19 protein-coding genes and 1 tRNA gene are annotated in these 19,106 nt (G+C 60.6%); 11 read left to right on the forward strand and 9 right to left on the reverse strand.

The features are described 5' to 3' along the window. Nucleotides 1–16: 16 nt before the first annotated feature. The 4 genes from JH15_RS03450 to cobT are packed head-to-tail and all read right to left on the reverse strand — an operon-like array spanning nt 17 to nt 3,724. Nucleotides 17–562 carry a bifunctional adenosylcobinamide kinase/adenosylcobinamide-phosphate guanylyltransferase gene (locus JH15_RS03450; RefSeq protein WP_043527021.1) on the reverse strand — a complete coding sequence of 182 codons (546 nt, stop codon included), beginning with the start codon at nt 560–562 and terminating at the stop codon, nt 17–19. Continuing rightward, the gene (cobD, locus tag JH15_RS03455) at nt 559–1,686 is read right to left on the reverse strand and encodes a threonine-phosphate decarboxylase CobD (protein ID WP_081948852.1); all 1,128 of its coding nucleotides are present in this window, start codon (nt 1,684–1,686) and stop codon (nt 559–561) included. Before cobD ends, JH15_RS03450 begins: the two co-directional genes overlap by 4 nt. Further along, a complete protein-coding gene (gene cbiB, locus JH15_RS03460; RefSeq protein WP_043527026.1) occupies nt 1,683–2,675 on the reverse strand; it encodes an adenosylcobinamide-phosphate synthase CbiB in 993 nt (330 codons plus the stop codon). Before cbiB ends, cobD begins: the two co-directional genes overlap by 4 nt. Continuing rightward, entirely contained in the window at nt 2,672–3,724 is a 1,053-nt protein-coding gene (gene cobT / locus JH15_RS03465; RefSeq protein WP_043528743.1) for a nicotinate-nucleotide--dimethylbenzimidazole phosphoribosyltransferase, read from the reverse strand. The genes cbiB and cobT overlap by 4 nt, the downstream gene beginning before the upstream one ends. 170 nt (nt 3,725–3,894) lie before the next feature. On the opposite strand from cobT, the gene JH15_RS03470 reads away from it, so the two are divergent. From JH15_RS03470 to JH15_RS03505, 8 genes are all read left to right on the forward strand, one after another. Further along, nucleotides 3,895–4,362, forward strand: coding sequence for a hypothetical protein (locus tag JH15_RS03470; RefSeq protein WP_043527028.1), 468 nt, complete (start codon nt 3,895–3,897; stop codon nt 4,360–4,362). Nucleotides 4,363–4,448: 86 nt separating this feature from the next. Continuing rightward, the gene (locus JH15_RS03475) at nt 4,449–5,525 is read left to right on the forward strand and encodes a PA0069 family radical SAM protein (protein WP_043527031.1); all 1,077 of its coding nucleotides are present in this window, start codon (nt 4,449–4,451) and stop codon (nt 5,523–5,525) included. Between the two features lie 30 nt (nt 5,526–5,555). Further along, nucleotides 5,556–5,861 carry a winged helix-turn-helix domain-containing protein gene (locus JH15_RS03480; protein ID WP_043527033.1) on the forward strand — a complete coding sequence of 102 codons (306 nt, stop codon included), beginning with the start codon at nt 5,556–5,558 and terminating at the stop codon, nt 5,859–5,861. Between the two features lie 138 nt (nt 5,862–5,999). Then, the gene (gene ugpB / locus JH15_RS03485) at nt 6,000–7,322 is read left to right on the forward strand and encodes a sn-glycerol-3-phosphate ABC transporter substrate-binding protein UgpB (RefSeq protein WP_043527035.1); all 1,323 of its coding nucleotides are present in this window, start codon (nt 6,000–6,002) and stop codon (nt 7,320–7,322) included. 61 nt (nt 7,323–7,383) lie between these two features. Further along, a complete protein-coding gene (gene ugpA / locus JH15_RS03490; RefSeq protein ID WP_043527037.1) occupies nt 7,384–8,268 on the forward strand; it encodes a sn-glycerol-3-phosphate ABC transporter permease UgpA in 885 nt (294 codons plus the stop codon). 12 nt (nt 8,269–8,280) lie between these two features. Further along, nucleotides 8,281–9,129: a sn-glycerol-3-phosphate ABC transporter permease UgpE gene (gene ugpE, locus JH15_RS03495; RefSeq protein ID WP_043527039.1), complete on the forward strand. Its 849-nt coding sequence runs from the start codon at nt 8,281–8,283 to the stop codon at nt 9,127–9,129. A gap of 1 nt (nt 9,130) precedes the next feature. Further along, entirely contained in the window at nt 9,131–10,195 is a 1,065-nt protein-coding gene (locus JH15_RS03500) for a sn-glycerol-3-phosphate import ATP-binding protein UgpC (protein WP_043527041.1), read from the forward strand. Beyond that, nucleotides 10,195–10,995: an inositol monophosphatase family protein gene (locus JH15_RS03505; protein ID WP_052383874.1), complete on the forward strand. Its 801-nt coding sequence runs from the start codon at nt 10,195–10,197 to the stop codon at nt 10,993–10,995. The genes JH15_RS03500 and JH15_RS03505 overlap by 1 nt, the downstream gene beginning before the upstream one ends. A 40-nt stretch (nt 10,996–11,035) precedes the next feature. Here the strand turns inward: JH15_RS03505 and JH15_RS17440 are convergent, their stop codons facing one another. Beyond that, entirely contained in the window at nt 11,036–12,775 is a 1,740-nt protein-coding gene (locus JH15_RS17440; RefSeq protein WP_052383875.1) for a hypothetical protein, read from the reverse strand. A 182-nt stretch (nt 12,776–12,957) separates the two neighbouring features. Between JH15_RS17440 and JH15_RS03520 the strand changes: the two genes are divergently transcribed. Next, the gene (locus tag JH15_RS03520; protein WP_052383876.1) at nt 12,958–14,259 is read left to right on the forward strand and encodes a Glu/Leu/Phe/Val family dehydrogenase; all 1,302 of its coding nucleotides are present in this window, start codon (nt 12,958–12,960) and stop codon (nt 14,257–14,259) included. Between the two features lie 86 nt (nt 14,260–14,345). Here the strand turns inward: JH15_RS03520 and JH15_RS03525 are convergent, their stop codons facing one another. Then, complete coding sequence (locus tag JH15_RS03525) at nt 14,346–14,603, reverse strand: hypothetical protein (RefSeq protein ID WP_043527046.1); 258 nt, start codon at nt 14,601–14,603, stop codon at nt 14,346–14,348. Nucleotides 14,604–14,795: 192 nt separating this feature from the next. Between JH15_RS03525 and JH15_RS17995 the strand changes: the two genes are divergently transcribed. Both JH15_RS17995 and JH15_RS18000 read left to right on the forward strand, forming a co-directional pair. Further along, nucleotides 14,796–14,951, forward strand: coding sequence for a hypothetical protein (locus tag JH15_RS17995; RefSeq protein ID WP_156105235.1), 156 nt, complete (start codon nt 14,796–14,798; stop codon nt 14,949–14,951). A gap of 320 nt (nt 14,952–15,271) precedes the next feature. Further along, nucleotides 15,272–15,442 (forward strand): hypothetical protein, encoded by a 171-nt coding sequence (locus tag JH15_RS18000; RefSeq protein ID WP_156105236.1) that lies wholly within the window; start codon nt 15,272–15,274, stop codon nt 15,440–15,442. Between the two features lie 78 nt (nt 15,443–15,520). On the opposite strand, the gene JH15_RS03530 is transcribed toward JH15_RS18000, so the two are convergent. The 3 genes from JH15_RS03530 to selA form a co-directional block, all read right to left on the reverse strand. Beyond that, nucleotides 15,521–15,616, reverse strand: a tRNA-Sec gene (locus tag JH15_RS03530). A gap of 25 nt (nt 15,617–15,641) precedes the next feature. Beyond that, nucleotides 15,642–17,570: a selenocysteine-specific translation elongation factor gene (gene selB, locus JH15_RS03535; protein ID WP_043527049.1), complete on the reverse strand. Its 1,929-nt coding sequence runs from the start codon at nt 17,568–17,570 to the stop codon at nt 15,642–15,644. Continuing rightward, nucleotides 17,570–19,030 (reverse strand): L-seryl-tRNA(Sec) selenium transferase, encoded by a 1,461-nt coding sequence (gene selA / locus JH15_RS03540; protein ID WP_081948854.1) that lies wholly within the window; start codon nt 19,028–19,030, stop codon nt 17,570–17,572. The genes selB and selA overlap by 1 nt, the downstream gene beginning before the upstream one ends. Between the last annotated feature and the right edge of the window lie 76 nt (nt 19,031–19,106).

A 19,106-nucleotide genomic window follows, 5' to 3' on the forward strand; every position in this document is an offset into this window, starting at 1 on the left:
GGCAACTTGTCTAATGTCATTCGGGCCTCTTCCAGCACTGTGGCAGGCCGGCCATCACCTGTATCACCTCGTCGGCCTCCTGGGCGACCCGGCGATGAACGCCCATCAGGAAATCGAGATAGCGCCATACCTCGGCGTCCTGCGGCGGCAGCCCTTCATTGATATCGTTGGAGACAATCACGAGTGAGACATCGCGTGCCCTGGCCTCGGCCAGGAGTGAGTCGATGATATCCAGCCCACGTGTTTCATCCAGACCTGCCGTGTACAACACCTGGCTGGCCCAGAGCGTCAGGCAATCGATCAGAACCACGGCGCCAGAGGGCACTTGACCGAGTACGGTATCGAGATGGACTGGCTCCTCGAGGTTCGACCACCCCTCGCCTCGGCTTTCGCGGTGACGCCGAATACGTGAGGCCATCTCAGGGTCGGCCTGAGCGTCAGGGGCACTGGCGGTCGCCAGGTAGACCAGCGCCCCGCCGTGCTCACGCTGCCATTGCCGCGCCAGTTGCTCGGCATGGACGCTCTTCCCCGAGCGTGCGCCCCCGCTGATGAAAGCGATCATGACGCTGCCCCTATCCGCGCCAGAGCATCCAATAAACGATCGTTTTCGTCGGGTGAACGCACAGCCACGCGAAGCCATTTACCATCAAGGCCTGCGAAGTTGCGTGTATGGCGCACCAGGATGCCCTGATGAAGCAACTTCTCGAGCACATCGCCCATCACGCCACGCGTTTCGTCAGCGTGCCGGAACAGTAAAAAGTTCGTATGGGAGGGCACAACCTGGAAGCCCAGTGAATCCAATCCCCGTTCGAGCCGCGGTCGCTCGTCGGACAGCCAGGCCTGGGTACGCGCCACGAAGTCGCGGTCGGCCAGTAGCGGTTCTACCAGCCCCGCCGCCAGGGCATTCACGCTCCAGGGCATTTGCAGGGCGGCGATACGCGCCACGTTCTCGGTACTGGCCAGCAGGTAGCCCAGGCGCAGCCCGGGGATGGCAAAGAGCTTGGTCAACGAGCGCAGCACGATCAGGTTATCAAAGCGCGACAGTAGTGGAATCAGGGATTGATCGGGTGAAACGAAATCCATGAAGGCTTCATCGACCACCAACGTGGTTTGCGTTTCTCGCCCCCGTTCAAGCAGTGTCTCGATGATCTCTTGGGAAATCACCGTGCCCGTCGGATTGTTGGGACGACACACGAAGATCACGCTGGCGTCGTGCATGGCCGTGAGTGCAGCCTCCAGATCAAGATGAAAATCTTCCGCGCCCAAGGGGAGCTGCATAATGCCGAGACCGTAGTGACGGCACGCACGTGCATACTCGGCGAAGGTCGGTTCAATGACGAGCGCACCACGCCCCTTCCTCGCATGAAGGGCCGCGGCCAGGAATACCGCCTCGACCCCGCCATTGGTGAGGCGAACCTGGGCCTCCGTCACTTCGACCTGCCGAGCGATGGCCCGATGGGCTTCGGCGTATTCAGGATCGGGGTAATGGGAGAGCGCCCCGATGCCGGACAGCAACTGCTCCGTAAGCCAGCCGGGTGGACCCAGAGGATTGATATTGGCACTGAAATCCAGCACCTCGCGATCAGGATCGAGTCCGAATTGCATTAACATGGCATCTGGCCGTCCGCCATGCTGCGGCCAGGCCTCGTTCGATTTCCAATGCATCGTTTCCCCCCAGCCAGTCATGCCCAGCCACGCGCCAAGGCCAAGCTGGCCATCACGAGCAAAAAGACCACCCAGGCGGCATGCATGTAGCTGATTGACATCAAAATGTGCGATGCCCGCAACGGGCCAGCTGCGACGCCCATCGTCGCACGGCAGGATACCTCACCGGCGTACCGGTTGATCCCACCGAGTTGCACGCCAAGTAGCCAGGCCATCATCGCCTCGGGCCAGCCGGCGTTGGGGCTCGGGTGTTTGGGGGCATCCCGAAGCGTGCCTGTCCATGTCTGTCGCCATCCCGATGCCGTCGGGGTGAAACGCGACATGAACCAGCCGCCTATCCCCATGCACAGCGCCGTGAGACGCGCGGGAACCCAATTGGCCAGATCGTCTAGCTTGGCGGAGGCATAGCCGAAATCCCGGTAGCGCTGGCTGCGATACCCAACCATGGAGTCCAGAGTGTTGACCGCCTTGTAGGCCAAGGCCAAGGGAGCGCCACCCAATAGCGCCCAGAACAAGGGCGCGGTGATGCCATCGACGGTATTCTCGGCCACCGTCTCGACAGTAGCCCGGGTGACCTCGGCCTCATCCATGTCATGGGTGTCGCGTCCCACGATCATCGAGACCGCCCGTCGGGCATCGACCAGATTGCCCTGCATCAGCGGGACGACAACCGCCCGTGCGGCATCACGTAGTCCCTTGATGGCCAAGGCGGTGCTCAATAGCCAGACTTCCGCGATTACGCCCAACCAAGGATGAATGCGAGCCAGGACTACAATCGCCCCCCAGGACAGCAGAAAGGTCATGGCGACCACACTCACCGTCAAGACCAGCCCCTTTATTTTGCGGGCACTGGGCGCCCCCTTGTTCAGCCCGCGTTCAAGAAAGGCGATCAATTTGCCTATCCCCACGACAGGATGCGGAAGCTGGCGCGGGTCACCGACAAGCAGATCGACCGCTATGGCCACCAGGACCAGCACCAGCAACACAAGATTCAGCGGGGCATGCGTCATGAACGCGCGTCTGACCCAGCCACACCCGCCGACGAGAACGTCGCCATTTCGCTCAACATCCGCGTGGCCGCGTCAAGCAAGGGAAAGGCCAGTGCCGCACCTGAGCCTTCTCCCAACCGCAAGTCCAGATCGAGAAGCGGCGTGGCATCGAGTGACCGCAAGGCGATGTCATGCCCGGGCTCGCATGAGCGATGACCAAAGATCATGTAACCTCGCGCCGAAGGGGAAAGCCGGCAGGCAACCAGCGCGGCCACAGTGGCAATGAAGCCATCGACCAATACCGGGATGCGCTGGGATGCAGCCCCTAGGTAGGTACCGGCCATGGCGGCGATTTCAAGCCCGCCCAGACGCGCCAGCACCTCGATAGGTTGACTGGGATCGGCCTGGCGCGCAGCGATGGCACGCTCGATCACACGTTGCTTATGAACAAGACGCGTTGCATCGATTCCCGTACCTAGACCCACGACGCGGCTCACTGGCTCACCGCTCAATACCGCTAGCAAGGCACTACTGGCGGTGGTATTGGCTATCCCCATCTCGCCGACGATCAGGCAACGGCACCCCGCCGTGATGGCGCGATCCGCCGCCTGGATGCCCACCTCGATGGCTCGCGTGGCCTCGTCGAGACTCATGGCATCGACTCGGGTCATGTTGCCGGTCCCCGCGCGTACCTTGGCCGGCACCACGCCCTGGCCGTCCAGTTCGCCGGCCACACCCACGTCGATGACCTCGAGTCGAGCATCGATCTGGCGTGCAAACACATTGATCGCCGCCCCGCCCGCCACGAAATTGGCCACCATCTGTGCCGTCACTTCCTGGGGAAAGGCCGATACCCCCTCTTCGGCAACGCCATGATCGGCCGCGAAAACCAATACGCCCGGTGGCGAGACACGAGGAAAGTCCGCCCCAGTCAGGGTGGCGAGCTGCACAGCCAGTGCCTCGAGACGCCCCAGACTCCCCGGGGGCTTGGTCAAGGTATCGAGATAGCGCTCGACGCGCTTACCCGCGGCAAGGTCGGGAACGGGGATACGGGATAAGGTTGCGTGCAGCACGGCCACTCCTGGCTTAGACCGACGTTGGCCCGAATCGGGGCGAAGCGCCAATGGTAACAAACAACACAAGCGACTTGATAAATGGACAAGTGTCCCTCATCAATCTTCACTAGGAGAAGGAATTCGACGCGGCGCCCCAAGGCCGCACACCGTAATGAGGAGATCGTATGCGCTTTCAACGAGTCAGGGATCTGGTGAGCTGGGTTGCGGATTACCATGGCAGCCTGGCCGATCAGTACAGCAAGTTCGCGGCCATCAATTCCCAAGACAGGGTTCGCATGGCGCTCGAGTACGTCGCCGACCATGAGCGCATGATGCAGAAACAGATGCAGACCTACCTCGATGAAGATAGCGACCATCAGGGCATCCTAGATACCTGGTTCGACGATCCTGTGGACTTCACCCAACTGCCGCCGATCATCGAGCGACTCGACGAAGGTAAATGCTGTCAGAGCGTGCAGCAGGTCACCGATACGGTGCTGGAAACACACAAGTCGATCCAGAACATTTATGAATTGCGTGCTGACCGCGCCAATGTCGAGAGCGATACCGAATTCTTCGACATGGTTTCCAAGGATCATGACAATGAAGTCAAACGCCTGATCACTAATATTCAGCGCGTCGAAGAGTACTGATCGCACCAAGCGCTCTGGATCGGACATTGTTGGTGGAGCCGCCCCTCCCTATACTGTACGCATAAACAGCATAGGGAGTGTTTCTAATGGCAAGCAAGCCGCTGATTCCTCAGGTCAGGAAAGGGCGTGGCGCGACCTATGACCCGCACAATCGCTTTGCGCCGACCATCAGCGAAGCCGAGGATGACGGGTGGTGGCAGGAGACACCCGGTTCGCGCCTGGCGACCGAGGTGCGCGATGAAGCAAGCAAGAGTGCACTCTCCTGGAATCGCTCGCCCGATTTAGGCTTCGACCGTTCGATCAACCCGTATCGCGGTTGTGAACATGGCTGCATCTATTGCTACGCCCGTCCCAGCCACGCCTATTGGGACCTGTCTCCGGGGCTCGATTTCGAGACCAAGCTCATCGCTCGAACGGGGCTCGTGGAGCGATTGCGAGACGAGCTGTGCAAGCCGGGCTATGCGTGTCGGCCCATCAACCTGTCCGGCAATACAGATTGCTATCAGCCGCTGGAAGCCAAGCGCCGCACCACGCGAGCCATCCTGGAGCAGCTCCTGGCGTGCCGGCACCCCGTCACCCTGGTGACCAAGAGCGCGCTGATCCTGCGCGATATCGACCTGCTAAGTGCCTTGGCAGAGCAGCGCCTGGTGCGCGTTTTCATCAGCCTCACCAGTCTCGATGACGAACTCAAGCGCACCCTCGAGCCGCGAACCGCATCGCCACGAGCCCGCCTGCGTATCATCAGCGAGCTCGACGCTGCCGGCGTCCCGGTGGGCGCCCTGCTCGCACCGGTAATACCGGGCCTCAACGATCACGAGATGGAGCAGCTGCTGGAAGCTGCCAGCCAGGCGGGAGCACGTTCCGCCGGATGGGTCATGCTGCGCTTGCCGCATGAAGTGGCGCCATTGTTCGAAGAATGGCTTACAAGTCACTATCCTGAACGCGCAGGCAAGGTCATGAGCCTGATGCGACAATGCCGAGGAGGAGAAATGTATGACGCTCAGTTCGGCAAGCGCATGCGTGGCGAAGGGGTCTTTGCCGATCTGCTCAGTCAGCGTTTCGCCAAGGCTAGCCGGCGGCTGGGGTTGAACGATCGAGCGGAAATGGGGTTGGATTGCTCCCGGTTTCGCCCGCCTCATGTCCAGCCGGACCTCTTCGGGTGATCAACGGGTCGTTGCGATCAGGAGAGCTCCATGACAGACCACACCATCAGCAAGACGAAGTCGAGTTTCTATCGTCGCCTGTATGTCGCCTACCTGATTGATACGGGTGTGGCACCCAGTGTCCCCGCCCTGATGGAGGCGACGGGGATGCCCAGGCGTACCGCGCAAGACACCATTCAATCCTTGGGTGAACTGGATATCGTCTGCGAGTTCGAGAAGCGCCCCGGAGCACCGAACAATATCGGCCGCTACGTCATTCGAGAGTGGGGCGCGATCAACCGGCGCTGGATCACACACCACCTCGATCACATTCGTGGCTCGCTGGGTTACCCCTGAGTGTGTCATGCAAGCGAAACACAACTGTCAATTAGCCGTAACTAATCAAGCCTAGCGTGTCTCTCCAGTCAATGCCCGCCTACTTTCCTGGCACGGCATTGTAACGATGCCCTTCAGGGCGTTAACAAGGAGAGAGAAATGCTGCGTTCCCACCTGACCTCGCTGGCTGTCGGTATTGCGGCTGCCAGCTTGACCCTATCCGCCAACGCGGCCACCGAAGTGCAATGGTGGCATGCCATGGGGGGCGAACTGGGTGAAATCCTTGAAGGCATCACCCAGGACTTCAATGCCTCACAGGACGAGTATCGTGTCACCCCCAGCTATCGTGGGAATTACACGGAAACCATGACCGGCGCCATCGCTGCCTTCCGTGCCGGCGAGCAGCCCCATATCCTGCAGGTATTCGAAGTCGGTACCGGCACGATGATGAATGCCGATGGAGCGATCTACCCTATCTTTGAGCTGATGGAAGCTCATGGCCGTGGCTTCGATCGCGATGCCTTCCTGCCGGCCGTAGTCGGTTATTACACCGATACCCGCGGCAACATGCTCTCCTTCCCGTTCAATTCCTCCACACCGATCATGTACTACAACCGCGATGTCTTCGCGGCAGCGGGTCTCGAGGACAGCGCCCCGCAGACCTGGGAAGAGGTGGCCGCCGCATCCCGGCAGATACGCGAATCCGGCGCCGCGACTTGCGGTTTCACAACATCATGGCCGAGCTGGGTCATGCTCGAGAACTTCTCGGCCATGCACAACGAGCCGTTGGCGACGCATGAGAATGGCTTTGCCAGCTTGGAGACCGAGTTCGTTTTCAATAACGCCTTAGTAACCCGCCATTGGGACAACCTCAAGACATGGCAGGACGAAGGCGTCTTCCGCTGGGGTGGTCCCGGCCCGGGAGACGATGCTGCCCCCATGTTCTATTCCGGCGAATGCGCCATGTTCTTCGGCTCCTCCGCCGCCCGTGCTGGGGTCATGGCCAATACCGACTTTGAGGTCGGTTTCGGCATGCAACCCTATTACGACGATGTCGAAGGCGCCCCACAGAACTCGATCATCGGCGGCGCCACCTTGTGGACACTGCAGGGCCACACCGAAGACGAGTATGAAGCCGTGGCAGCCTTCTTCGATTATCTCTCCCGGCCCGAGGTTCAAGCGGAGTGGCATCAGCAAACCGGCTACCTGCCGATCACCCAGGCCGCCTGGGACCTGAGCGCCGAGCAAGGCTACTACGAAGCGAATCCCGGCGCCGATACAGCGCTGCGCCAAATGACCCTGAACGAGCCGACGGAATACTCCAAGGGGCTACGCTTCGGCAACTTCGTACAGATTCGGGACATCATTTCCGAAGAGATGGAAGCGGTGATGACCGGCAACAAGTCGGGCCAACAAGCCGCCGATGACGCTGTCCGCCGTGGCAATGCCTTGCTTCGCGATTTCGAAGCGGCGAATAACTAAGCAACTCCCGCCCCCGCCACTCGGCGGGGGGTTCCTTTGCTCGCGATCGGCTAAGCAAGCTATGCAAACCAAGCAAATGACCTTCCCCAGCCGCTGGCTGCCGTATGCGCTGCTGGCACCCCAAGTCGCCATTACCCTGGTGTTTTTTCTTTGGCCAGCTAGCCAGGCGCTGTATCAATCGCTGCTTCGCCAGGACGCCTTCGGTCTTCGCACCACATTCGTGGGCCTGGATAATTTCGCCCGGCTATTCGACGACCCGGGCTATCTCAACGCCGTGTCAGCCACGGCCGTATTTGCAGTGGGAACCACTCTCCTCTCGATGGGCATGGCGCTACTTCTGGCAGCGACAGTCAACCGCATGCTGCGCTCCCGCGAGAGCTACACCACCCTGCTGGTATGGCCCTATGCCATCGCACCGGCCATTGCCGGTGTGCTCTGGTGGTTCATCTTCAACCCCTCGATAGGCATCGTGCCGTATATCCTGGAAATACTGGGCTACCGGTGGAATCATCGCACCTCAGGGAGCGATGCCATGTTACTGGTGATCTTCGCTGCCGCCTGGAAGCAGATTTCCTATAATTTCCTGTTCTTTCTCGCCGGGTTGCAATCGATACCCCAGTCATTGATCGAAGCGGCCGCCATCGATGGGGCCAGCCCGTTCAAACGATTCTGGACCATTGTCTTCCCACTGCTCTCCCCCACGACCTTCTTTCTCATGGTGGTCAACGTGGTCTATGCCATGTTCGATACCTTTGGGGTCATTCATGCCACCACTCAAGGTGGGCCAGCCCAAGCGACGAACATTCTCGTCTACAAGGTTTATGCCGACGGGTTCGTGGGGCTCAACCTCGGCTCCTCCGCGGCGCAGTCAGTCATCCTGATGGCAATCGTGGTGGTGCTGACCGTGATCCAGTTCCGCTTCATCGAGCGTCGCGTCAATTACTGAGGAGTGTGTGAAATGGTCGAAAACCGGCCTTGGGGCAACCTGCTTGCGCATCTCATCCTGATCGTCGGCGTTGCCTTGGTGATCTTCCCTGTTTACGTGGCCGTCATCGCTTCGACTCAAGGGCCTGGCGAATTTCTACGCGGCACCCTACCGCTACTCCCCGGGGGCCATGCGCTCGAGAACTACAGCGCCATGTGGCAGGCCGGGCTATCCCGCGTCGGGGCACCGCCCGTGGGCCAGATGCTTTGGAACAGCTTTGTGATGGCAATGGCAATTACCTTGGGAAAGCTGAGTATCTCGTTGCTGTCGGCTTTTGCCATCGTCTACTTCCGCTTTCCGTTCCGGCTGGTCTTCTTCTGGTTGATTTTCATTACTCTGATGCTGCCGGTCGAGGTTCGCATCATTCCCACCTTCCAGGTAGTAGCGGATCTGAACATGCTGAACAGTTTTGCCGGGCTGTCCATTCCGCTGATTGCCTCGGCCACGGCCACCTTCCTGTTTCGTCAGTTCTTCATGACCATACCCGAAGAATTGATGGAGGCCGCCCGTGTCGATGGCGCCGGGCCACTGCGGTTCTTCAAGGACATCCTGTTGCCGCTATCGGTTACCAATATTGCTGCGCTGTTCGTCATTCTCTTCATCTACGGATGGAACCAGTACCTGTGGCCGCTGCTGATCACGACCGACCCGAATTACTACACCATCGTCATGGGAATTCAGCGTATGACCACCGCAGCCGACAGCGACCCCCAGTGGCATCTGATCATGGCCACGGTGGTGATGGCGGCACTTCCGCCCGTATTGGTGATTCTGTTCATGCAACGCCTATTCGTGAAAGGCCTGACCGAGACGGAGAAATAATGTGGCAAGTATTCAGTTAACAGGCCTGAAGAAGACCTATGCGGGAAATGTCGAGGCAGTGAAAGGCATCGACCTGGAGATTGCCGATGGAGAATTCGTAGTGCTGGTCGGCCCCTCGGGTTGTGGCAAGTCGACGCTATTGCGGATGGTGGCAGGGCTCGAAACCATCACGGACGGCACATTGAAAATCGATGACCGCGTCGTCAACGACCTCGAGCCGGCCGAGCGCGACATCGCCATGGTTTTTCAGAATTACGCCCTCTACCCGCATATGACGGTGTTCGGCAACCTGGCTTACGGGCTAAAGAATCGCGGTGTGAAGCGCGAGGAAATCGAGCGCCGCGTGCACGATGCAGCAGCCATGCTGGAAATCGAACCTTTCCTGGAAAGAAAGCCGCGAAAACTGTCGGGGGGCCAGCGCCAGCGAGTCGCCATGGGACGCGCCCTGGTACGCGAACCCTCGGCATTCCTGTTCGATGAACCGCTCTCCAACCTGGACGCCAAGTTACGTGTTCAGATGCGGGTCGAAATCAAGCAACTCCAGCGGCGGCTCAAGACCACCAGTCTGTATGTAACGCACGATCAACTCGAAGCACTGACCCTGGGTGATCGTCTGGTGGTACTCAACGGTGGAAGTATCGAACAGGTTGGCACTCCCATGGAGGTGTATGAAAAGCCCGCCTCGATGTTCGTCGCGACATTCATTGGTTCGCCCGCCATGAACATGCTGCCAGTCGCCTATTTGCGCGAACGAGGGGCAAACGGCCTGCTCGACCACCTAGCGGCTGACACCGATGTCATCGGTATTCGTCCCGATGATCTGCGCATTGAAGCCCCTGACGAGGATCACCTCGTCGTGACCGGTACGGTCGAGCTCTTTGAAGCGGCCGGGGCCGAAAGCCATCTCTACGTCAGCCTGGAAGGCAGCGACCAGCCTACCGTGATACGGACCTCGGCCCGCCCTCCCGTAGCCGAGGGCGAGACGATGCGCTTCCATGTTCTGCCCTCGGCACTGCATCCTTTCAATCAGGCCAGCGGGAAACGTACTCAACAAGGAGTCAGCTAATGCTTTCTACACGCGAAAACGCCCTGGCCGAGGTGGTCAAGCAAGCAGCGCGAGATGCTGGCGCTATCCTGTTGGAGGGATACCGGGAGCGTGACCCGATGGCCTTCGAGCGCAAGGGAGCATCGGATTTCGTCACCCACTATGACCGCGCCGCCGAGCAAGCGATCATCGCGACCGTACGCGGCGCATTTCCCGAGGTGAGTTTCCTCGGCGAAGAGTCCGGCGAGCTGGTGGCGGAAGGTAGCGAGTACACCGTGATCATCGATCCGCTGGACGGCACTAACAACTTCGTCCATAAGATCCCACATTTTTCCGTTTCGATTGCCGTGTACAAGGGCCATGAGGCCATCATCGGCGTGGTTCATCAGCCGGTACTGGATGAGATGCTCTGGGCCTGTCGAGGCGAAGGGGCTTACCTGAACCATGAGCGCCTGCCATCCCCGCCGGCGCGTGAGCTCTCTGCCATGCTGGTAAGCACGTGCTTTCCCTACCATGGGAAGGGGGACTGCGGCGCCAGTAGCCGAGAGGTCTCGCGGCTCATGCCCCATGTGGCCGGAATCCGCAGCCCCGGCTCGGCTGCCCTCGAGATCGCCTATGTCGCCCTGGGGCGTTTCGACGCCTTCTGGAATAGCGGCGCCAAGCTTGAATTGTGGGATATCGCAGCAGGAATGCTCATCGCGCGGGAAGCGGGCTGTACGGTAACCGATCTCACCGGAGAGTGTGAACCCGACGCAGGGCATAGTCTGATCATTGCGCCGCCTCATCGTCACGCCGATTTGCTCGCGTTATTAACCCATTGAAGGCGAGACCATCTCTCCTAGGGCCTGCCTGCCATTTGAGCTATTCGACACCAAGGTTATGCTCATCGAGGCCATGCAGGGCGATTCCCTCGAACGTTGGCCAGACGCTCCAGGCCTCGGACAACTGATCGGCAACCTCATTCAGCCGAGCCTGGTCGCCGCCAAAGGTGAGCCGTGAGGCCGGGAAGGCCTCGCGTCTTATCAATGTGAAGGGCTGACCAGGTAGATCACGTTCCGGCGAATTCAGCCAGACCAACAGGGGCGTCTCAAGATCATCGACTAGCCATAATGCTGCCCTTTCGCCTTTATCGGCTTGCTTGAAGGTATGGCGGTTCTCGTCAGGCAGGGTGCCGGTTTCCAGGGCCATTCGGATTGGGATGCCATGATCGCGCCCCCACTCGAGGAAAGGGACGGCGCCGCGGTACAGTTGCCCGGGGTCGGTGCGATAATTCATGACCGTGATGCTGAGGTTCGCCATTGCCAAAGGATCCAGCAGTGCCTCGCCCCAGTCGGCATGGTCGCCCCACCAGACCGGCATGACGAGATCGAGCGCCAACTGCCCGTCGAGCACCTTGTGCGCCGTCTGTATGGTTTCGATATAGCGCTCGCGCCAGTGCGCCATGGCCGTAGCGAAGCCTGGCAGCAAGTAAGGTTCGATATCCAGCTGCACGCCTGCCAAACGCGCATGCTCATCCGCCGAGGCATTGTAACTTCGGTAGGCCTCAAGGCGATTGATTAGCGCTGGCAAGCTGGATGAAAGCACATCGCGAGGATCGCCGATGACTGGCCAGACCGCCACGCCGCGCGTTGTAGCCTGGGTGATAAATTGCGTCAGCCTCTCGCGTTCGGCCACGTCACCTTCCAGGGTCACCGGAACGCTGATGAACAGTTCGTCCAGACGTTGTCGATCAACCAGCGCCCATAGATCCTCAGCCGCGTCCTGCCAGACCTGAGGCGACCACACCCAGGCAGAACGCGGCCGAGGCGTGCTGGCTTCTGGAGACAAGACGATGTCGTGCAGTTCCAGGTGCGCCCTCCCCGGCGGACAGACCAATGACACGCCCACCCAGCCACTTTCGAGGCCCGTTGCATGGCTCGGCAGGGTAAAGGAAAAACGCTGGGGTAGTTTCCCGGCCTCGAAGGTACCGAGCGAGACCGGCGCCTCCCGGGCCAGCCCTTGGCGATCCGATACGGCAATCTCGAAGCGTCCTGCCCCCGAGGCGGTCACCTCCAGACGTTGCGGCCGAGACGAGGGCCAGGGCCGCTCGTCACGCAGCAGCAACCCCGCCGTCGCTTCGCCGGGCCGACACTCGAATCGCGTCTCGCTCCCCAGACTGACCCTCTCTTCACCCCCGAATGTCACCCGTTCGAGGTGGGCCAATGGCCGCCTGGGCCACTCGTCGGGTGCGGACGCATCCTCATCGACGCCATGCCAGATAACCTCGCTGACGGTGGGCGGGTTGCGTTCCAGGTCGCCCTGCAATGTCACGGCGTCTGGCAAGGTCTCGCCGAGGATGGTTCCCGCTGGACCTACCCATGCGATGCGCTCACGGGCAACCGGGAGTTCGACGCCCTCGCAGGCCTTCCTGGCGATGCTTTCTCGCTCATTGGATGTCATGACTGCATCGATCTCCAACCAACGCGGTACCCCTTGGGAAGTAAAGAAACTGGCGTCCCATGCCCCCTCGGTGCCGGGTCTTTCACATATCGCGATATGACTGGTGTCGCTCTGCGCCATGACAGGCACGGGACACAGCAGGATAGCCAGGAGAAGTTTCATCCCTCGTTTCGCTGTCAAAAACGCAACCATCCAGACCCTTCTCCACCGAGACGAATGAACCCACTACGAGAGTAGTCATGCCCGCCATCACACGCCTGCGGTTCTTATTGCAGGCCTGCTAGGCTGGAGACACGACAGCGCTCACGGCAAGGATTATCCCTCACCCAGACACGGAGAGTGTGATGACACAGGACCGACACCACTCGAGCCATTTGTTTGACGATGCCCGCATCCTGCTGAATGAGGTGCTTGATGAACTGGATACCAGTGAGGACGTTCGGCAACGCCTGTTACAACCCAACCTGTCGCTGCAGGTCGGTGTCCACGTTCGCATGGATGACGGCAGCCTGAAGGTGTTCCCAGGGTGGCGAACCCAATATGACACCAGCCTGGGCCCCGCCAAGGGGGGCATTCGTTTTCATCCCAGCGTTGACCAGCAGGAGGTGGGCACCCTGAGCTTCTGGATGGCGGTCAAATGCGCCGTGCTCGGGCTACCTTACGGCGGGGGCAAGGGTGGCGTCCAGGTCGACCCCAAAGCGCTCTCGTCTCTGGAGCTGGAGCGACTATCACGCGGTTACCTGCGCGCCATCGCCGATGTCATCGGCCCGGATCGCGATATCCCCGCGCCGGACATGAACACCAACGCCACGATCATGGGTTGGATGAGCGACGAATACGATGCCATACAGCGTGACCAGATACCGGCAGCGCTTACCGGCAAGCCGATTGCGCTGGGCGGCTCGCTAGGCCGCGTAGCCGCCACCGGCCGCGGGGCACTCCAGGTGCTCGATCTCTGGGCAGAGCGAAACGAGCGCAAGCCAGAAGACACGACTATCGCCGTACAGGGCTTCGGCAATGCTGCCTACCATTTCGCGCGGCTCGCACATCAGCGGGGTTACCGCATCGTGGCGATCTCAGACTCCAAGGGAGCGATTCATCACCCCGAAGGGCTCGATCCGGACCCCATCAAGGAAGAAAAGACCCGCAATCAACGCCTCAAGGGGATGGTGTATTGCGAGAATTCCGTTTGTGAACACAAGGGCGCCAAGACGATAGAACAGGAGGAATTACTTGCCCTGGACGTCGATGTTCTGGCCCTCGGTGCCCTGGAGAATCAGATCCATGTGGATAATGTGGAATCGGTCAGAGCCGGGCTGCTGCTGGAAATTGCCAATGGCCCTGTGACTCGAGAAGCCGACGAGGCCTTGGCCAAGCGAAATGTTCCTGTTCTACCCGATGTTCTAGCCAATGCTGGCGGTGTCGTTGTCAGCTACTACGAGTGGATTCAGAACCGCTCAGGGGAATACTGGGAAGAAGATAGCGTGAACCAGCGGTTGGCGGAGCGCATGACGCGGGAAGCCCAGCGTGTCATGGAACGTGCCGAGACACGGAACATTCCCTATCGGCGGGCGGCCTATCTACTGGGATTGGAACGCATCAGCGAGGCCATCCTGGCACGGGGGCAATGTCACCGCTGCGAATAGCCAACTGATAAATCCGTCAAAGGCATGGCAGAGATGGGCTGCGCTCCGTCATCGGCATCACGACGGACGATGACGGAGCGCAATCGTCAAACCCTGGCCCGCTGCTCGGGACGTGCCAGCATTTCCTTCAGGTAAGCGAGATCATGAGCGGTATCCGCTTCCGTGAATTCGGCCAGCATGCGCTCGGCCTCCTTGCGAATCGTACTTTCAATATAATCCGCATAGGTGATGATCTCGGCCTGACAGGCACGACAACTGAGAACGTCTTCCGACTTCGGGTCTCCTTTCCAGAAGTTGGCTTCGTTGCACTCGGGACACGCGACTTTCCTGGAACGATTAAACATATGGCCTCCTGCCTTATGCTGTATTGAGCCGTCAGGGTAACCGACCCCTGTGACAAATATATTAACTCAAGTTAAGTAAACGACGATATACCAGAGGCTCGCCTATGGCTACCCCCGCCCCGCCTCCCTTGACCCAACCCACGCTGGCATCCATACAGAGAGGTGAGATATTCCGCAATGCAAGGAGGAGCTATGAAAGGTCTACTCGCCGCGGGTGCAGCGTGGTGGCTTCGTAAATCCGAAAATCGGGACAAGGCCAAGCGCAAAGGGCAGGAAGCCTGGGAAAACGTGACCGATCAGGACGAGGCGCAGAACGACACGCGTAGCGACGCGCGTCGTCGCCGTTAATGACAGCTGGCTTAGCGTGAAAAAAGCGCCCTTTTTGAAGGGCGCTTTTCATGGATCAAACCCAAGCTGTCATATCCTTGACGGCCGGTGCGCATCACCCCGCCCTCCCTGGCGGCGGTCGCGCGCCACTCCCTTGGCAAACACTCCGTAACCACTCCTTTACGCAAAGTAACTATGCCGCACGCCCAGAAAGACCTCAAGAACGGTTTTGCTCAGTCGGCTCGGTCACGTTCTTAACCTTACGGGAGTGAGGAGTTTCAACCGGGCATGACGTAACAGCCACCACCATCGTGACATTAATTACCAACGGGGAGAGCCATATGGATGTCTATGTTGTGAAACCAGCGGCTGACCAGGACCACGGCGGTGAACCGACAGAATGGTGGGTCGTGGATAGCCGAAGCGCGGGCGAAGATGAAGTCATCGCTCGTTTCAAATTTGCTGACGACGCCGCGAACGAAGCCGCTCGATTGAATTCGGTCGGTGTGTAGCCTTCAAGGTATGCAGGCAGCAGGGGCAGCTGGTGAGCCGATCGGTCGATTGATTCAGATCACTGAGCGAATATGGATTGGCGGAAGAGCGTGGGAGTCGAACCCACCAGGGACTGCTGGCAGCCCCTGCCTGATTTGAAGTCAGGCCGCCCCACCGGGGGTCGATCCTCTTCCATGAGCGTCGTGACCTCGTGAAGCGCTAGCTCCAGAGCGCTTCGCGGCGCAAGAGGTGATCGTCTCTGACCCGCCGCGTGAACCCTAGCCTATCAAAGAATTCAAGAATTTGAATGGCTAATTTTCTCCCAGTGCCAATCCGGTCGCGGAAATCGGCTGCTCGTGCCGCGCCTTTCTCCTCAGCCAACGCCTCGACGATTCTCGCCATGTCGTGGATTGCGCTGGCTAGATAGAAATGGTCCTTGCGAACTTGATAGACCTTGCCCAGTCGAGCACAAGCCATCAATGCCTGACGAACCCGTTGCTCATCGAGACCTTCGCCGGTCGCCAGGTCGCGCACCCGCGGCGGCTGGAACGGCTGAGCTGCCAGCAATGGCTCCAGGCGAAGCCAGAGCGCCTCGTCATTCGCATCGAGGGCGACACGGTGACCGGGCAGCGAGACGAAGGGACCGTGTTGTTCCAGTCGCCCCGATTCGATGAGGGTATTGAGCAAGGGCCGAAAAAAGAGACTTGGCAGTCCCGGCATCGCCTGTCGTCCCAGCCGTTCACGCTCAGTCCCCAGCATGGAGGGCTCCCGGGCATGATTGGCTTCGACCGTCTCGATGACGCGCTGCTCAAGGGCTTCGACGGCCTGCCGAGAAAAGGCGCGGGATTGGCCCTGCTGCGTAATGACCCGCCCCCCCAAGGCCTCGACCTGTTCAGATAAGGTCTCAAGGGGCACATTGACCGTACGAGCCATCGTGTCGAGGGCCAGACCGTCGGACTTGAGCTCAAGCGCTGCCTTAAGCGGACGTTCGAGATCGTAGGGAGGCCCGTTGGCCACGGCGTCGGCAAGGGTACTCAACCAGGCCAGGCGCTTCGGCGCTCGCTGCCCCCGGCGTGGCGGGTCGCCATCGAGCACGGTGGCTCCACCCAACGTCAGATGGGCACCGTGATCTCGGATCACCGCCCGGTCTCCGAGACAGGCATGCACCGGACGATCGAGCACCAATTGCCCCAACATGCCCTCTCCCGGTGAAAGGCGCTGCCCCTCCAGGAGCGACAATCGCCCCGTGACATGGGCCACCCCCAGGTGAATGTGCACCGGGGTCCAATGACGCACGATGGGCGCCCCATTAAGCAGTTCGACATGAACGTCCAGGCGAGTCAGCTCGGGGGTAACGAGCGACTCATCGACGATCCAGTCGCCGCGGGCCGTCGCTTCTCGCTCGATACCCGCCCCGGCCAGGTTGAGAGCGACACGATCGCCCTGCCAGGCATAGTCGCTATCCCGGTGCTGGCGGCGCAGGCTGCGAACCCGCGCCGGCTTGCCGGATCCTACGAGGCGCACACTATCGCCCTTGGCAACCATGCCAGACAGGGCCGTGCCGGTTACCACCAGCCCAGCTCCCGTCTTGCTGAAAACACGATCCACCGCCAGGCGAAACGCGCCGCGTGCCGGCGATCGGGACGCCTCAGCCGCCTGTTGCCACAATGTGGCACGTAGGGCCTCGATGCCCTCACCGCTGTAGCTCGATACTCGATAGACCGGCATGCCGGCCAGGGGCGTCGCATCGAGCAGTGTCTCGATCTCACGCTCTACCTCGGCGCAACGAACGTCATCGACGAGATCGGTCTTGGTCATGGCCACCCAGCCACGCGACAGCCCTAGCAGCTGCAAGATCTGGACGTGCTCGACCGTCTGCGGCATGACACCGTCGTCAGCGGCCACGACCAGCAGGACCGTATCGATACCGGCACTTCCCGCCAGCATGTTGTGAATGAATTTCTCATGCCCCGGGACATCGACGAAGCCAAGCTCGCCATCGTCCTCTAACTCGGGATAGGCGAAGCCCGCTTCAATGGTCAATCCGCGAGCCTTCTCTTCCTTAAGGCGGTCCGTATCGATTCCGGTCAGGCGCTCGACGAGGGCCGTCTTGCCATGGTCGACGTGGCCAGCCGTACCAATGATCATCAGCGCGCCTCCTGTCGGCGAAAGTGATGCTTGAGCGTCTCGAGCTGGTCGATGAAGAGCGCCTCCTTGCGTGCATCGTCCAGGCAGCGAAGGTCGAGATGAAAGGCCCCGTCGCGCAAGCGTCCGATGACCGGGCGCGGCAGGCTGCGAAACGCCCGTTCCAGAAGGCGCAAGGCACGTTCCCGTCCCTGACGATCCACGCCGCGTGGGGTCCAGACCAGCGCGCGACTGGGTAAGCGGTCGACGGGCAGCGAACCACTGCCGAGCTGGCTCATGCAGGGCCTGAGTGCCACCTCGAAATCGTCCAGCACGTCATTGCAATGCACCCATAGCCGCTCCCCCGTCGCTTCGATCTCGCTTTCCGGCCGGGAGAGCATCGCCAGCGTCGGTACATGCTGGCTCGGATCGTCGCTATCCCGATAGATACGCAGTGTCGCTTCCAGTGCCGCGAGGGTGAGCTTGTCGAGTCGCAAGGCCCGCTTCAGTGGGTGCCGCTTGATGGTGTCGATCAGGGAGCGACGGCCCACGATGATACCCGCCTGGGGCCCCCCCAATAATTTATCCCCACTGAACGTGACGACATCGGCCCCTGCCGCAATGGAATCGCGGGGCTGGGCCTCGTATGGAAGGTCATACGCAGCAAGATCGGTCAAGGCGCCGCTGCCAAGATCGACCAGCAAGGGGACCCCCCTTGCGTGGGCAATGTCGGCCAGGATGTGCTCGGGAACGCTTTTGGTGAAGCCCGTGATGGCGTAGTTGGAGGTATGCGCCTTGACGATCAGACCGGTATCTTCATTCATGGCGGCTTCGAAATCCCGCGCATGCGTGCGGTTCGTGGCCCCCACTTCATGCAGCCGACACCCGGCCGCCTGCATGATGTCCGGCATGCGAAAAGCCCCGCCGATCTCGATCAGCTCACCTCGCGAGATCACTGCCTCGCGACCGGCACCCAAGGCTCCAAGACTGAGGACCACGGCACCGGCGTTGTTGTTGACCACCGTGGCAGCCTCAGCCCCGGTGAGTTCGCAAAGCAGGGATTCGACCAGCCTGTCACGATCGCCCCGACCGCCGCTCTCCAGATCGTATTCGAGCGCCACAGGGTCACGTGCGGCTTGGGCCATCGCCTCGATGGCCGACTCGGCCAGGGGCGAGCGCCCAAGATTGGTGTGAATGACCGTGCCGGTCAGGTTGAATACGACACGGCTGTTGGGACGCGAGAGTCGCTCCAGACAGTCCATGACCTGCCCCACCAGGCTATCGGGGCTTGCGGCATCGTTGAGGGACGCCGACGCTGGGGTCGAGGTCGTTGTGGCTGCCTCATGCAGCTGCGCGCGTATGTCATCCAGCGTTTGCCGCACTGCGCGTCGCACCAGGCGTCGCCCATATCGGGCACTCGCCTCCTGCACACCGGGATGCATCAGCAGCGCATCGACCGCCGGAAGTTGGCGTCTAACATCCATTGTCGTCTTCATGTCCATGCCCAAGGTCGCAAATCAGCCCCTATGGCATAGCATGATGGGGCGCCCCGCGTCCACG

The organism is Litchfieldella xinjiangensis (genome assembly GCF_000759345.1).
GTDB classification, from domain to species: Bacteria; Pseudomonadota; Gammaproteobacteria; order Pseudomonadales; family Halomonadaceae; genus Litchfieldella_A; species Litchfieldella_A xinjiangensis.

Excerpts from the sequence above, each read along its gene's own strand:
- JH15_RS18000 (WP_156105236.1), top strand. The coding sequence starts at position 15,272 with ATGGATGTCTATGTTGTGAAACCAGCGGCTGACCAGGACCACGGCGGT.
- selB (WP_043527049.1), bottom strand. The coding sequence starts at position 17,570 with ATGATCATTGGTACGGCTGGCCACGTCGACCATGGCAAGACGGCCCTC.
- selA (WP_081948854.1), bottom strand. The coding sequence starts at position 19,030 with ATGGATGTTAGACGCCAACTTCCGGCGGTCGATGCGCTGCTGATGCAT.
- JH15_RS03480 (WP_043527033.1), top strand. The coding sequence starts at position 5,556 with ATGACAGACCACACCATCAGCAAGACGAAGTCGAGTTTCTATCGTCGC.
- JH15_RS03525 (WP_043527046.1), bottom strand. The coding sequence starts at position 14,603 with ATGTTTAATCGTTCCAGGAAAGTCGCGTGTCCCGAGTGCAACGAAGCC.
- JH15_RS17440 (WP_052383875.1), bottom strand. The coding sequence starts at position 12,775 with ATGAAACTTCTCCTGGCTATCCTGCTGTGTCCCGTGCCTGTCATGGCG.
- JH15_RS03520 (WP_052383876.1), top strand. The coding sequence starts at position 12,958 with ATGACACAGGACCGACACCACTCGAGCCATTTGTTTGACGATGCCCGC.
- JH15_RS03475 (WP_043527031.1), top strand. The coding sequence starts at position 4,449 with ATGGCAAGCAAGCCGCTGATTCCTCAGGTCAGGAAAGGGCGTGGCGCG.
- JH15_RS03450 (WP_043527021.1), bottom strand. The coding sequence starts at position 562 with ATGATCGCTTTCATCAGCGGGGGCGCACGCTCGGGGAAGAGCGTCCAT.
- ugpB (WP_043527035.1), top strand. The coding sequence starts at position 6,000 with ATGCTGCGTTCCCACCTGACCTCGCTGGCTGTCGGTATTGCGGCTGCC.
- ugpE (WP_043527039.1), top strand. The coding sequence starts at position 8,281 with ATGGTCGAAAACCGGCCTTGGGGCAACCTGCTTGCGCATCTCATCCTG.
- ugpA (WP_043527037.1), top strand. The coding sequence starts at position 7,384 with ATGCAAACCAAGCAAATGACCTTCCCCAGCCGCTGGCTGCCGTATGCG.
- cobD (WP_081948852.1), bottom strand. The coding sequence starts at position 1,686 with ATGACTGGCTGGGGGGAAACGATGCATTGGAAATCGAACGAGGCCTGG.
- JH15_RS03505 (WP_052383874.1), top strand. The coding sequence starts at position 10,195 with ATGCTTTCTACACGCGAAAACGCCCTGGCCGAGGTGGTCAAGCAAGCA.
- JH15_RS17995 (WP_156105235.1), top strand. The coding sequence starts at position 14,796 with ATGAAAGGTCTACTCGCCGCGGGTGCAGCGTGGTGGCTTCGTAAATCC.
- cbiB (WP_043527026.1), bottom strand. The coding sequence starts at position 2,675 with ATGACGCATGCCCCGCTGAATCTTGTGTTGCTGGTGCTGGTCCTGGTG.
- JH15_RS03470 (WP_043527028.1), top strand. The coding sequence starts at position 3,895 with ATGCGCTTTCAACGAGTCAGGGATCTGGTGAGCTGGGTTGCGGATTAC.